The sequence below is a fragment of the Mesorhizobium bavaricum genome (assembly GCF_056781655.1).
On record NZ_CM165566.1, the window covers coordinates 5,503,621 to 5,517,336 of the forward strand.

General features: G+C 63.0%; 15 protein-coding genes. 5 read left to right on the top strand and 10 right to left on the bottom strand.

All coding sequences use genetic code 11. The annotated features are described in order from the left end of the window. Positions 1-56 precede the first annotated feature (56 nt). The 6 genes from acpS to rpoZ all read right to left on the bottom strand — a co-directional run bounded on the left by acpS (position 57) and on the right by rpoZ (position 5,132). Positions 57-470: a holo-ACP synthase gene (acpS, locus tag AC1RZR_RS27030; RefSeq protein WP_481826536.1), complete on the bottom strand. Its 414-nt coding sequence runs from the start codon at positions 468-470 to the stop codon at positions 57-59. Then, positions 467-1,066: a DUF2062 domain-containing protein gene (locus tag AC1RZR_RS27035; protein WP_481826537.1), complete on the bottom strand. Its 600-nt coding sequence runs from the start codon at positions 1,064-1,066 to the stop codon at positions 467-469. Before AC1RZR_RS27035 ends, acpS begins: the two co-directional genes overlap by 4 nt. Positions 1,067-1,330: 264 nt before the next feature. Beyond that, positions 1,331-1,711: a VOC family protein gene (locus tag AC1RZR_RS27040; protein ID WP_477276118.1), complete on the bottom strand. Its 381-nt coding sequence runs from the start codon at positions 1,709-1,711 to the stop codon at positions 1,331-1,333. 13 nt (positions 1,712-1,724) lie between these two features. Further along, on the bottom strand, positions 1,725-2,303 hold the full coding sequence (pyrE, locus tag AC1RZR_RS27045; RefSeq protein WP_379106130.1) for an orotate phosphoribosyltransferase: 579 nt from the start codon (positions 2,301-2,303) through the stop codon (positions 1,725-1,727). A 66-nt stretch (positions 2,304-2,369) separates the two neighbouring features. Beyond that, positions 2,370-4,598, bottom strand: a complete 2,229-nt coding sequence (locus AC1RZR_RS27050) for a RelA/SpoT family protein (protein WP_379106128.1) — start codon at positions 4,596-4,598, stop codon at positions 2,370-2,372. Between the two features lie 132 nt (positions 4,599-4,730). After that, positions 4,731-5,132 (bottom strand): DNA-directed RNA polymerase subunit omega, encoded by a 402-nt coding sequence (rpoZ, locus tag AC1RZR_RS27055; RefSeq protein WP_095086596.1) that lies wholly within the window; start codon positions 5,130-5,132, stop codon positions 4,731-4,733. A gap of 325 nt (positions 5,133-5,457) precedes the next feature. Here rpoZ and AC1RZR_RS27060 point away from each other — a divergent pair, with 325 nt between their 5' ends. Together AC1RZR_RS27060 and AC1RZR_RS27065 are read left to right on the top strand one after the other, a co-directional pair. Beyond that, positions 5,458-6,039, top strand: a complete 582-nt coding sequence (locus tag AC1RZR_RS27060) for a LabA-like NYN domain-containing protein (RefSeq protein ID WP_010915096.1) — start codon at positions 5,458-5,460, stop codon at positions 6,037-6,039. 11 nt (positions 6,040-6,050) lie between these two features. Then, positions 6,051-6,707, top strand: coding sequence for a uracil-DNA glycosylase (locus tag AC1RZR_RS27065; RefSeq protein WP_477276114.1), 657 nt, complete (start codon positions 6,051-6,053; stop codon positions 6,705-6,707). Positions 6,708-6,716: 9 nt separating this feature from the next. On the opposite strand, the gene AC1RZR_RS27070 is transcribed toward AC1RZR_RS27065, so the two are convergent. Then, positions 6,717-7,730, bottom strand: coding sequence for a zinc-binding alcohol dehydrogenase family protein (locus AC1RZR_RS27070; protein WP_481826538.1), 1,014 nt, complete (start codon positions 7,728-7,730; stop codon positions 6,717-6,719). Between the two features lie 112 nt (positions 7,731-7,842). Here AC1RZR_RS27070 and AC1RZR_RS27075 point away from each other — a divergent pair, with 112 nt between their 5' ends. Next, the gene (locus AC1RZR_RS27075) at positions 7,843-8,205 is read left to right on the top strand and encodes a winged helix-turn-helix transcriptional regulator (protein ID WP_477276111.1); all 363 of its coding nucleotides are present in this window, start codon (positions 7,843-7,845) and stop codon (positions 8,203-8,205) included. Positions 8,206-8,230: 25 nt separating this feature from the next. On the opposite strand, the gene AC1RZR_RS27080 is transcribed toward AC1RZR_RS27075, so the two are convergent. Genes AC1RZR_RS27080 through dapA form a run of 3 tightly spaced genes read right to left on the bottom strand, consistent with a single transcriptional unit; the run spans position 8,231 to position 10,377 of the window. Beyond that, positions 8,231-8,974 (bottom strand): glycoside hydrolase family 25 protein, encoded by a 744-nt coding sequence (locus AC1RZR_RS27080; RefSeq protein ID WP_477276109.1) that lies wholly within the window; start codon positions 8,972-8,974, stop codon positions 8,231-8,233. A 16-nt stretch (positions 8,975-8,990) separates the two neighbouring features. Beyond that, a complete protein-coding gene (smpB, locus tag AC1RZR_RS27085; protein WP_477276107.1) occupies positions 8,991-9,470 on the bottom strand; it encodes an SsrA-binding protein SmpB in 480 nt (159 codons plus the stop codon). Positions 9,471-9,495: 25 nt separating this feature from the next. Beyond that, on the bottom strand, positions 9,496-10,377 hold the full coding sequence (gene dapA, locus AC1RZR_RS27090) for a 4-hydroxy-tetrahydrodipicolinate synthase (protein WP_481826539.1): 882 nt from the start codon (positions 10,375-10,377) through the stop codon (positions 9,496-9,498). A gap of 233 nt (positions 10,378-10,610) precedes the next feature. On the opposite strand from dapA, the gene AC1RZR_RS27095 reads away from it, so the two are divergent. Then, entirely contained in the window at positions 10,611-12,641 is a 2,031-nt protein-coding gene (locus AC1RZR_RS27095) for a lytic transglycosylase domain-containing protein (RefSeq protein ID WP_481826540.1), read from the top strand. Between the two features lie 157 nt (positions 12,642-12,798). Then, the gene (locus AC1RZR_RS27100; protein WP_481826541.1) at positions 12,799-13,698 is read left to right on the top strand and encodes an alpha/beta fold hydrolase; all 900 of its coding nucleotides are present in this window, start codon (positions 12,799-12,801) and stop codon (positions 13,696-13,698) included. Positions 13,699-13,716: the final 18 nt, after the last annotated feature.

Consider the following 13,716-nt stretch of genomic DNA (forward strand, 5'->3'; position numbering starts at 1 on the left):
GATGGTATAAAGTCTCGGCGCGCACTGGGCAACGTCGTGCCGGTCGTCAGATGCAATCAATGTGGCGCTTCTTCGACGGGCAACGCCTCGATGATCACAAAGGCTTGAGCGAGCGGGAAATCATCGGTGATGGTGAGGTGGATTGCCGCCCGATGGCCCTTTGGCAGGATTTTGTCCAGCCGCGCCCGTGCCCCTCCCGTCAGCGCCATGGTCGGCGCGCCGCTGGGCAGGTTGACGACACCCATGTCGCGCCAGAACACACCTTGCGCCAGACCGGTGCCCAGCGCCTTGGCGCAGGCTTCCTTGGCGGCGAAGCGCTTGGCGTAGGAGGCTGCGCGCGACCGGCGGTTCTCGGAGCGGGCCTGCTCGATGTCCGTATAGATTCTCTGAATGAAGCGCTGGCCGTGACGCTCCAGCGACTTCTCGATGCGTCTGATATCGATCAGGTCGCTGCCGATGCCGATGATCATCGTACGGCGGAACCGATGGTTCCGCCGGGATGAGACGATTGCCCATGCCGGCTTGCGCGCTCGGCAAGGCGCTTGCGACGCTGCTCGCGGAAAGCGTTCATGCCCCAGCGCGTGATGGCGTAGAACAGGAGGCCGAACACCAGCCCGAGCGGCACCGCGCCGATCAGCATCGGCTCAAGCACGGGTTTCCACAATTGCGCGAAGGAAAGCTTGTGCAGCATCTCGCCCAGATGCGCCGGCGGGCCATGCGCCGGCAGACGGTCATGCAGGATCAGCTTGCCGGTTTCCCAGGAGGCGCCCCACAGCAGCGGAAAGGTCAGCGGGTTGCCGAAAAACACCGCGCCGAGGGCCGCAGCCACCAAATTGCCGGCGATCACCCAGCACAGGACGAAGGCAATGACAAAATGGAAACCGACGGGAAAAAACGAGGCAAAGACACCGGCCGCGACGCCGGCAGCCACCGCGTGCGGCGTGGCCTTCAGCCGCAGGATGCGCTTGGACAAATACTGAAACGAACGCGAAAACGAGCGGCGCGGCCACAGATAGGTACGCACCCGCTCGAAAAGGCCATCAGGCTTGCGGCGTCGAAAAAGCACCCTATACCCGTCCACAGCTCTCGCGCCGGCACTTTCAGCCGGGCGTGGCAACACATCTTGCGCTTGACGATCACCCAATGGCAATCGCAACCTTGATATAACGACGCGCTAGCGGAAGAACAACCAAACACCGCCTGTGAGGCGCGCTTATTGCCGCCCTATCGGGTCGGCATTCCTCGCTTCGAACATTGGACAATCGCGGCGAATTTAAGGAACCGGCATTGTCGCGTCGCCGAAAGGCGCGGGATCGACGCGGTCGCCGGCCTACGGCAAATATTCGCTGACCTCGACCAGATTGCCGTCCGGGTCGCGGAAATAGACCGAGATCATCGGACCTCGGGCGCCGACGCGTTCGACCGGCCCGAGTTCCACGACCACGCCATTGGCCGCGAGACGATCGCAGACCTCGCTCAGTGGCCGATCCGTGATCAGGCAGAAGTCGCCCGAGCCGGGCGTGGGCGACTTGGCCTTTGGCTCGAAGGTACGGGCGACCTCATGCACATTGATCTTCTGTGTGCCGAAAGCCAGCGCTGTCGGCCGGCCCAGCGCATCGATGCGCTCAAAACCCAGCACGCGCTGATAGAAAGTGCAGGTCACTTCCAGTGAAGCCACCGTCAGTACGAAATGATCGATGCCGGCGATCATTTCCGCCTCGCCGTCAGATATTGCGGCTGCCGGGCTTGATCGCCGGGATGGCGGCGAGTTCCGGCGGCAAACGGTCGGCCGGATAGGCCGGAACCTCATATTCGGCGAGCGCGATCAGCGGCACGCCTACATGGGTCTTGCCGGCTGAACGGTCGATGATGCAGGCGGCGGCAACCACTTCGGCGCCAAGCTCGCGCAGGCACTCGATGGTCTCGCGGATCGACAGGCCGGTGGTGACGATATCCTCGACGATGACGACACGCGCGCCTCTGGCGATCTCGAAGCGGCGCAGGCGGAACTCGCCTCCTTCCCGCTCGACCCAGATGGCCGGCACGCCGAGGTGGCGCGACGTCTCGTAGGCCGGGATCAGCCCGCCTATCGCCGGACCGACGACATAATCGATCTTGCCCGGCACGCCAGCGCGGATCTTTTCGGCCAACGCCTTGCACAGCCGCTCGGTCTTGTCGGCATGCATGAACACGCGTGCCTTCTGCAGGAAGACTGGGCTTCTCAGGCCCGAGGTCAAAATGAAATGCCCTTCGAGAACAGCACCCGCCTCGCGGAAAATGCCCAGCACTTCATCGGTGTTCATTTCTGCCTCTTTTTGATTGACCATGATCTTTTCCGAAAACCGGTCCCCACTTTTCGGGATCATGGTCTAGCCGTTGACGCGCCTTGCATCGCTGACGCTCGAATTGTCCTTGAGCTGCGACAGCAGCCGGTTGAGGTGCTTCAGATCCCAGACTTCGAGATCGATCAGCATTTCGGTGAAGTCGGGCGCGGTACGCACCATCGACAGCGTATGGATGTTGGCGTCGTTCGAGGCAACGACCTGGGCGATATCGGCGAGCGAACCCGGCGCATTGATGGCGGTGACCGAGACGCGCGCCGGAAACCGTTCCTTGGTGCGCTCGTCAATGTCCCAGCGCACGTCGATCCAGCGTTCGGGCTGGTCGTCGAAGGCCTGCAGCGCCGGTGACTGGATCGGATAGATGGTGATGCCGGTGCCCGGCTGGACGATGCCGACGATGCGGTCGCCGGGAACCGCTCCTTCCGGCGCGAAACGCACCGGCAGGTCGCCACGTACGCCGCGGATCGGCACCGCGCCATCGCGCGGCTGGTCCTTGTCCTTGCGCGCGGCACGGCCCGGAATCTGGAACAGCATGCCCGCGGCGTTGCGGATCTTCGACCAGCCTTCCTCGCGCTGCTTGGGCGCGGCCGTGGTGACGCGCTCGTCCTTGTAGTCGGGGAACACCGCCTTCATGACATCGGTGGACGCAAGCTCGCCGCGGCCAACCGAGGCCAGCACGTCCTCGATGTCCTTGCGCGCCAGCCGGTGCAGCACCTGCTTCAGGCTTTCCTTGGTGAAGGTCTTGCCGGCGCGTTCGAAGGCGCGTTCCAGGATGCGAATGCCGAGACCCGAATACTGCTTACGGATGGCATTCTTGGTGGCGCGGCGGATCGCCGAGCGCGCCTTGCCGGTGACGACGACCGATTCCCACGCCGCCGGCGGCACCTGCGCCTTGGAGCGGATGATCTCGACCTCGTCGCCGTTCTTCAGTTCCGTCATCAGCGGCATGATGCGGCCATTGACCTTGGCGCCGACGCAGGTGTCGCCGACATCGGTGTGCACCGCATAGGCAAAGTCGATGGGCGTGGCACCGCGCGGCAAGGCAATCAGCATGCCTTTCGGGGTGAAGCAGAACACCTGGTCCTGGAACAGTTCCAGCTTGGTGTTTTCGAGAAAGTCTTCGGGATTGTCACCCTCGGCAAGCTGCTCGATGGTGCGCCGCAGCCAGGCATAGGCGTTGGTCTCCTTCGAGATCGCGTGGGCGGCACCGTTCGTCTTGCCGCCGGTATCCTTGTAGATCGAATGCGCGGCGACGCCGTATTCGGCGATCTTGTTCATCTGGTGGGTGCGGATCTGCAGTTCGACGCGCTGGCGCGACGGCCCGACAATGGTGGTGTGGATCGATCGGTAGTCGTTCTGCTTCGGCGTCGAGATGTAATCCTTGAAGCGGCCGGGCACCATTGACCACGTCGTGTGGATGGCGCCAAGCGCCCGGTAGCAATCCTCGACCGTCTCCACGACGACGCGGAAGCCGAAAATGTCGGACAGCTGTTCGAAGGACAGCGCCTTGGCCTCCATCTTGCGAAACACCGACCACGGCTTCTTCTGGCGGCTTTTCACGCCAGCCTTGATCGCATGCTTTTCGAACAGCGTGGACAGCGCCTTCTCGATCTCGGACAGCACATCCTTGTTGCGCTCGAAGATTTCGGCGAGCCGGGCGGTGACGGCGCGATAGGCTTCCGGATTGATGTAGCGGAAGGCGATCTCCTCCAGCTCCTCGCGCATGCCTTGCATACCCATGCGCCCGGCCAGCGGCGCGTAGATGTCCATTGTCTCCTCGGCGATGCGCAGGCGCTTGGCCTCCGGCATATGGTCGAGGGTGCGCATGTTGTGCAGGCGGTCGGCGAGCTTGACCAGAAGCACGCGGACGTCTTCCGAAATCGCCAGCAGAAGCTTGCGCAGGTTTTCCGCCTGCTCGGCCTTCTTCGAGACGAGGTCGAGCTTCTTGAGCTTGGTCAGTCCCTCGACCAGCTTGCCCATTTCGGGCCCGAACAGCTCGTCGATCTCGGCCCGCGTCGCCGTGGTATCCTCGATGGTGTCGTGCAACAGGGCGACCGCGATCGTCGCTTCGTCCATATGCATTTCAGTGAGGATGGCTGCGACTTCGAGCGGATGCGAGAAATAGGGATCGCCGGAAGCGCGCTTCTGGTGGCCATGCTTCTGCATGGCATAGACATAGGCCTTGTTGAGCAACGCCTCGTTGACGTCAGGCTTGTAGCGCTGAACGCGCTCGACAAGCTCATACTGACGCATCATGGGCGGGATCTCGCAGCGGTGAAATGAATCATGCGCCGCACTGCTGTGCGGCGCATGTCATAGATAGCCACGAAACTGCCGATACGGAAGTGCTGGACGATTATTCCAGCGACCTCCGCAACAGAGGTTCGCTTAGTAGTCGTCGCTCTTTTCCGGGGGCACCAGGCCCTCGATGCCGGCGAGAAGATCTTCCTCGGTCATCCGGTCGAAGGTGATGTTCTCCTCGGCGTCATCCGCGTCGGTGGCCGCGACGGCGGCGCCGGTCTGGTCGGCAATCGCCTCGCCATCGGCTTCGGGCTCGTCAACCTCGACATGCTTCTGCAGCGAGTGGATCAGGTCTTCCTTGAGGTCGTCGGGCGACAGTGTCTCGTCGGCGATCTCGCGCAGCGCCACGACCGGGTTCTTGTCGTTGTCACGCGGCACGGTGATCGGCGCGCCCTGGCTGATCTGGCGGGCGCGGTGGCCGGCAAGGAGCACCAGCTCGAAGCGGTTGTCGACCTTGTCGATGCAATCTTCAACGGTTACGCGGGCCATGGATTGCCCCTTTCATGCGATGGATTTGATGGAAAACAGGCGCGGTCCTTAACCCGAACGCCGCCAAAATACAAGCATCATGGCAATGGCCGGGTCGCAGGGCGCCCAATCCTTCGTTTAAACACCCGATTCGGCAAAATCAGGCTGCATCCATGGGTTCGGCGTCCCGATCACAATTGCTTGCAGTGCGGCAACCGCCCTTGGATTGCCGCGAAACTGGCGCTATTTCGGATAGGGTAAGGTCAGCCGGTTTATTATGAGCCTGACCGATAGTCGCCAGCGCATTTCGTTTAGACGGCCGCTTATTTCGAAAGGACTATTTTCCATGTTCGACCCTCGTGAAAAAATCGCCCTATTCATCGACGGCGCCAATCTTTACGCCACCTCGCGCGCGCTCGGCTTCGACATCGACTATCGCAAGCTTCTGTCGAGCTTCCAGAAGCGTGGCTATCTGCTGCGCGCTTACTACTACACCGCGCTGGTCGAGGATCAGGAATACTCCTCGATCCGTCCGTTGATCGACTGGCTCGACTACAACGGCTTCAAGGTGGTCACCAAGCCGGCGAAGGAATTCACCGACTCGACTGGCCGCCGCAAGATCAAGGGCAATATGGACATCGAGCTTACCGTCGATGCGCTGGAACTCGCCGATGTCGTCGACCACTACGTCATCTTTTCCGGCGACGGCGATTTCCGCACGCTGGTCGAGGCGCTGCAGCGCCGCGGCCGCAAGGTGTCGATCGTTTCGACCATGGCCTCGCAGCCGCCAATGATCTCCGATGATCTGCGCCGCCAGGCCGACCATTTCATCGACCTGACAACGCTGAAGAACGAGGTCGGCCGCGATCCGTCCGAGCGGCCGGTGCGTCGGCCCGAGCCGGCCGAAGTCGACGAGGATGACTACTGAGGCCGGTCGCCTTGACCGCCCTCTCCCGCTCCGAACCCGGCCGCGACTGCCCGCTCTGCCCGCGGCTGCATGACTTCATCGCCGAATGGCGGCAACGCGAGCCATCCTGGTTCAACGCGCCGGTGCCGACCTTCCTGCCACCTGATGGCGACGATGCCGTCCGGCTTCTGATCGTCGGGCTGGCGCCCGGCCTGCGCGGTGCCAACCGCACCGGACGGCCCTTCACGGGCGACTATGCCGGCGACCTGCTCTACTCGACGCTGATTTCGCATGGTTTTGCGCGCGGCGAGTTCAAGGCGCGACCCGATGACGGGCTGGAGCTGGTCGGCACGGCAATCACCAATGCAGTACGCTGCGTGCCGCCGGAGAACAAGCCGGTGGGCGCCGAGATCGCCACCTGCCGGACGTTCCTGGTGCCGACGATCGCCCAGTTTCCCAATTTGTGCGCCGTGCTGGCGCTGGGATCGATCGCGCACCAGTCGACCGTGCGCGCGCTGGGTGGGCGCATCGCAGCCTATCCGTTCAAGCACGGCGGGCAGCTGCCGGCCGGCGGCATCACGCTGTTTTCGAGCTATCACTGCTCGCGCTACAACACGAACACCGGTGTGCTGACCGAGGCGATGTTCGTCAGCGTCTTCAGCGAAATCGCGGCGTTCCTGCAGAAATAGCGCGGCCCTTCAGAACCCTTCCAGCACGATCTTGCCCTTGGCCTTGCCGGTCTCGATCAGCGCATGCGCGCGCCTCAGATTGGCGGCATTGATAGGACCGAAGGTCTCGCCCAGAGTCGTGCGGATGGTCCCGGCGTCGACAAGCCGGGCCAATTCGTTGAGGAGCTCTCCCTGCGCCGCCATGTCCTGCGTCTCGAACATCGAGCGGGTGAACATGAACTCCCAATGCACGGAGATGCTCTTGCGCTTGAACGGATTGACGTCGAGCGATTTGGGATCGTCGATCAGTCCGAAACGGCCTTGCGGCGCGATCAATTCGGCGATCTCGGCCAGGTGCCGGTCGGTGTTGGTTGTCGAGAACACAAAGGCTGGTGCGCCGATGCCGAGCGCTGCGACTTCAGCGGCGAGCGGCCTGGAATGATCGACGACATGATGGGCGCCGTGCCCAAGTGCCCAGTCGCGCGTCTCGGGCCTCGATGCGGTGGCGATCACTGTCAGATCGGTCAGTTGGCGCGCAAGCTGCACCGCGATCGAACCGACGCCGCCGGCGCCACCAATGATCAGGATGGCATTCGCCGCGCCCGCGACAGGCTTGCTGACATCGAGGCGGTCGAACAGAGCCTCCCAGGCGGTGACCGCGGTCAACGGCAGCGCCGCGGCCTGCGCGTAGCCGAGCGAGCCGGGCTTGCGGCCCACAAGGCGTTCATCGACACGGTGGAACTCGGCATTGGTGCCTTGCGGCGCCAGGGCGCCGGAATAAAAGACATCATCACCCGCCTTGAACAGGGTGGCGTCCGGACCGACCGCGGCGACCCGGCCGGCGGCGTCCCAGCCCAGCACACGCCATGCTCCGGCTTCTGGCCTGGCGCTTTGCCGCACCTTGGTGTCGACCGGGTTGACCGAGATTGCCTTCACCTCGACCAGCAGTTCACCGCCTTTCGGCTCGGGCTTGGGCAAGTCGATGTCGACCAGGGAGGCCTCATCGGTGATGGGGGCTGGGATTTGATAGCCGACGGCGCGCATTTTTCGATCTCCGCGATTGCTGTTGAGCATTGTTCGGAGCAGAGATGCGGATTATGTGCCGCAAGCGCAAGAATGCACATATAACGCACATAGTGTCGAAAAGGATACCGTCATGCCGCGCATTCGCCATGAGCGATTCGATTGCAGCCCCGGTTGCACCGTCGAGGGAACGCTCCGCTACATTGACGGAAAGTGGAAAGGCGTGGTGCTCTACCATCTGTTCGAGGGCACGCTGCGCTTCAACGAGATACGCCGGCGCATTCCGAACTGCACGCAGCGCATGCTGACCAACCAGCTCCGCGAACTGGAAGCCGATGGGCTGATTGCCCGCAAGATCTATCCGGAAGTGCCGCCGAAGGTGGAATACAGCCTGACCCCGCGCGGCAGAAGCCTGGAACCGGTGATCACCGCCCTGAAAATCTGGGGCGATGCGAATGTGACGCTCGCGCCGGAGGCTTCCCAGGCCGCGGCATGAAGCGGCGGCGGGCGATGTCCCTGAATCACCGCGATGGCGGAGTTTCCGGTGAGATCGGTCCCGGTGATGCTGCAGACAGCGCGGCCAACACAGCCGGTCCACCCTGCAGCACATTGAGATCGACATCGCCGTTGATGCCGTCGACGCGTCCTTTGTTATGGTACTGCCAGTAGACCCAGTCGTCGCGGTCTGGCTGCAGCAGCAAAGAGCGAAGCCAGAGCGGCCGGGCAGCGATGCGCCCCGCATAGGCCTGCTCAGCCTCATCGGTCAGGTAAACAATCGCCGGCTTGCCGAATGCGGCCTCGACCGGAGCGAGGAACGCGGCGAGCTCGGCGCTCAGTTGCTCGGGCGTTGGCCGCTGTGGACAATTGCCGCCGAACTCGATGTCGACAACCGGCGGCAGCAAGGGCTGATCGTGCGGCACCACCGAGATGAAATTCTTGGCCTGGTCGGCGCCAGGCCGACAGAAGGTGAAGAAATGATAGGCGCCGACGGCAAGCCCGGCGGCGCGGGCCTCACGCAGATTGGTGGAGAAGGCGTCATCGACATGATCGCCGCCTTCGGTCGCCTTGATGACGGCGAAGGCGACATCGTCGGCGGCCACGCGGCGCCAGTCTATCTGGCCTTGATGGTGGGACACGTCGATGCCCCTGACCGGATATTTGCTACGGTCCGGCGAGAATGCCCTGAAATAGAGATAGCCGCCTGCGGCGACGAGGCTCACCAAAACCAGGCTGGCCAATCCCAAAAGGACAATCCGGTTCATCAAACCAATGGCCCCCAGCCTACCCGCGCTCCTTCAGCAGCCTGCCCTTCTCGCGCGACCAGTCGCGCTGTTTCTCGGATTCGCGCTTGTCGTGCAGCTTCTTGCCGCGGCCGACGGCGAGCAGCAGCTTGGCGCGGCCCTGATCGTTGAAATAGATTTTCAGCGGCACCAGCGTCATGCCTTCGCGGTCGACGCTCTGCGCCAGCTTGGCCATCTCGCGCTTGTTGAGCAGGAGCTTGCGGCGCCGGCGCGGCTCGTGGTTGAAGCGGTTGGCCTGCAGGTACTCCGGCAGATAGGAATTGATCAGCCAGATCTCGCCGCCTTCGACCGAGGCATAGCTGTCCTGGATGTTGGCCTGGCCCTGGCGCAGCGACTTGACCTCTGTGCCGGTCAGCACCAGGCCGGTCTCGACCGTATCGAGCACCTCATAGGAAAACCGCGCCTTGCGGTTCTCCGCAACGGTCTTGTTGTTGGGATCGGCTTTTCTGACTTGATTCATGATGTGGAGAGGTGGCGCCTCATCCCTAGTTTATCAAGCCGGCGTGCTTCATCGCCGCATCGATCTTGTCGGCGGTCGACTGTTCGACCGTCATTAGCGGTGAACGCAACACGTTCTCGACCTTGCCCAGCTTCGACAGCGCATATTTTGCGCCGGAAACGCCGGGCTCGAGGAAGATTGCCTTGTGCAGCGGCAGCAGGCGATCCTGCAAGTCCAGCGCCTTGGCGCTGTCGCCGGAAAGCGTGGCTTCCTGGAATTCGGCGCAGAGCCGCGGCGCGACATTCGACGTTACCGAAATGCAGCCGACGCCGCCATGCGCGTTGAAGCCGAGTGCCGAAGCGTCCTCGCCCGAAAGCTGGATGAAATCCTTGCCGCAGGTGGCGCGCTGCTCGGAAACCCGCTCGACCTTGCCGGTGGCATCCTTGACGCCGATGATGTTCTTGAAGTCGTGCACCAGCTGGCCCATCGTCTCCGGGCTCATGTCGATGACCGAGCGCGGCGGGATGTTGTAGATGATGATCGGCAGGCTGGTCGCCTTGGCGACAGCGGCGAAATGCGCGTAGAGGCCGCGCTGCGTCGGCCTGTTGTAATAGGGGGTGACGACGAGTGCGGCGTCCGCGCCGGCCTTCTCGGCATATTGCACCAGCCCGACCGCTTCCTCGGTGTTGTTGGAGCCTGCGCCGGCAACGACCGGAGTCCGGCCCCTGGCCACCTCGATGCACACCTTGACGACATGGCGGTGCTCGTCATGCGACAGCGTCGGCGACTCGCCGGTGGTGCCGACCGGGACCAGGCCCGTCGTGCCCTCGCCGATCTGCCACTCGACGAACGCGCGAAAGGCTTTCTCGTCGAAACGCCCGCTCTTTTCGAACGGTGTCACGAGCGCAGTAAGCGAGCCTCTCAGCATGTCGTCCAACTCCTTGGCACTTCTGGTTTTGTTGTGCGCGCCTTCTAGCCGAAAGCGAAGCGGCGCACCATAGTCTCGACATTGTTGCGCGGCAAGCATTGCCATGGTGCCAGCAAGCGCAATTCGAACGACCTCGATAACTCTTTGTTTACGAGCTCTTCACGACCTAAGTTTAGGCTTCGAGGCCTCCGCGCCTGCTGGTAGAATACCCGGACGACGAAAGACATAAGACCATGCCGGCCAGTCGGCCTCAACTCTTCGCGCTGCTTTGCGCCACACTCGCGCCTTTGCCGGGCATGGCGATCGGCGGCAGCGTCGAAGTGCAGGTCGCCTCGGCCCTCCCGATGCCAGGCCTGCAGGACAGGACGCAACAGGATGCCTCGCCCAGCGTCGCGCTGATGAAGAGCGGGCTGGATGCGCTGGCGGCCGGCGACATTCCCGGCACCCGTGCCGTGCGTGATGCCCTTCCCGGCCACTCGCTCGACCAGCATATCCTTGCCTGGGCGATCGCGCTTTACGGCGGCGACAAGGTTCCGAGCGGCGATATTGCCGCTGCCGCGAAGATGCTGCCCAACTGGCCGGGCACCGTCGCCCTGCGCAAAAACAGCGAGCGCGCGCTCTACCGCGAGAACCCTGCCCCGGACATCGTCATTCGGGCGTTCGACGGCAGCCAGCCGCAGACATTCGAAGGCGTGATGGTTCTCGCCCGCGCCTATGTGGCGTCGGGCAATGCCAAGGCGGCGCGTTCAGTGCTGTCGCCATTCTGGCGCACCGCGATCCTGGAGGCCAGGGACGAGACAGCGCTGATCAAGGAATTCGGCAGCCTGATTCCGGCTGCCGACCACCGTTTCCGCATGGAGCGCATGTTCTATGCCGACCGGGCGAATTCCGCACAGCGCGTCGCCGGTCTCGCCGGCGCCCAGCAGCTTGCAGATGCCTGGGCGGCGGCAGACCGCGGCGACAAGAATGCACCCAAACTGCTGAAGGCGGTGCCGCCGGCGCAACGGTCGGCCGGCTACTTCTTCGCGCAGGCCGAATATCTGCGCAAGCAAGAGAATTTTGCCGACGCCGCGGCTGTCGTGATGCAGGCACCAACCGATCGCGAAGCTTTGGTCGATCCGGATGCCTGGTGGGTCGAGCGCCGGGTCTTGTCGCGCGAACTGGTCGACCAGGGCGACATGAAGACGGCATACCGGATCGTCGCCACGCATGCCGCCGAAAGTGCCACCAATGCGGCGGAGGCCGAGTTCCATGCCGGCTGGTATGCGCTGCGTGGTCTGAACGACCCAAAAACCGCGGCAACGCATTTCGCGCGCATCGCCGACCTTGCCCAGGGACCGATGACCCTGTCGCGCGCCTATTACTGGCTCGGCCGTGCTGCGGAAGTCGGTGGCCCGGGCAATGCCAAGGACTATTTTGCGCGCGCTGCCGCCTACGGCACGACATTTTACGGCCAGCTTGCCGCCGAACGCGTCGGCCGGCAGGCGCTCAACATCGCCTACCCGCAGCCTGACGCCGCCGACCGGCAGAATTTTGCCAGCCGCGAGGCCGTCAGCGCCATCAAGCGGCTGCAGGAGGCCGGCTACGACCGCTATGCCGAAACGCTCTATCGCGACCTTGCCGGGCAGTTGACCAGCCCTGGCGAACTGGCGCTGCTCGCCGTTCTTGCAGAAAAGCAAGGCAACCATTTCATGGCGCTGAAAGTCGGCAAGATCGCCGGGGCGCGCGGGATCGATGTCGGCGCGCTGTCGCATCCGCTCGGCGTCATTCCTGATTCGGCCAATGTTTCCGGTTCGGGCAAGGCGCTGGCCTATGCGATCGCCCGCCAGGAAAGCGAATTCAACATCGGCGCCGTGTCCAGCGCAGGCGCGCGCGGGTTGCTGCAGCTGATGCCGGGCACCGCCAAGCAATTGGCGAAGAAGGCCGGATTGCAATTCTCGCAGACACGACTGACCACCGACGCCGGTTACAACGCGACGCTGGGCTCGGCCTTCCTTGGCGAGCAGCTCGATCGCTTCAACGGCTCCTATGTGCTGACCTTCGCCGGCTACAATGCCGGTCCCAACCGTGCCAGCCAGTGGGTCGCGAAATACGGTGATCCGCGCGGCAAGGACATCGACGCCGTCGTCGACTGGATCGAGCGGATTCCCTACACGGAAACAAGAAGTTACGTGCAGCGCGTGATGGAGAATTACGAGGTCTACAAGATGCGTATTTCCGGCAAATACGACATCGTCGGCGATCTTGTGAACGGGCGTAGCTGACCGAAGCAGACCGCTCGAGAGGCGACTTCGCCGAAGCTGCCAATTTCGCCCTTTGCTCGAGATTTGCCTCCTCACCAACGCAGCCCAATTTGACCCCACCTTCCCTCAGCTGTAGCTGTCGAGAAACAATCCGGCGACGGGAAGGGACAGAATCCAGATGTCGACTACTGAAGGTTTTTCCGACTTTTTCTACAGCGCGCCGGATGGGCTAAAACTTCACGCGCGCGTCTATGGAGAAGCGAATTCCGGACACTGGCCAGTCGTCTGCTTGCCCGGCCTGACCCGCAACGCCCGGGATTTTCATGAGCTGGCGCTCTATCTTTCGGCCCGAGTTGCGGCTCCGCGCAAAGTGGTTGCCTTCGACTATCGCGGGCGCGGACAGTCGGCCTACGATCCCGACATCGGTCACTACAATGTCGGCGTCGAAGCCGGCGACATTCTCGCCGGGCTTGCGGCATTGGAAATAGAGGCGGCCGCCTTCATCGGCACATCACGTGGCGGGCTGATCATCCATGTGCTCGGCATGATGCAACCGGCTATGCTGAAAGCCATTGTTTTCAACGACATCGGGCCGGTGCTCGAGCCAGCCGGCCTTGCCCACATTCAATCCTATCTCGAACGCGCGCCGAAGCCCAAGACCTTCACCGACGCAATGGATGCCCAGCGCGGCGTTCACGGCCAGGATTTTTCCGCACTCACCGACGCGGATTGGGCACGGATGGTACGGGCGCTCAACCGCGAGACGGATCAAGGCCTGATGCCGGATTTCGATCCGAAGCTGGTCGACACCGTTGCAGGTCTCGACCTGACGCAGCCCTTGCCGTCGCTATGGCCGCAATTCGACGCTTTGGGCGCGATCCCGTTGCTCGCCATACGCGGCGCCAATTCGCGATTGCTGTCCACAGACACGTTGCAGCAGATGCGCGAGCATCATTCCATGATGGAGACGATCACAGTCGAGGGCCAGGGCCATGCGCCATTCCTCGAGACCGGAAGCCTGCCCCACGACATCGCGGCTTTTTTTGATCGAGCCGAGCGACAGTACAGCCAAAAGTAAACCCCAAGACCACACAAG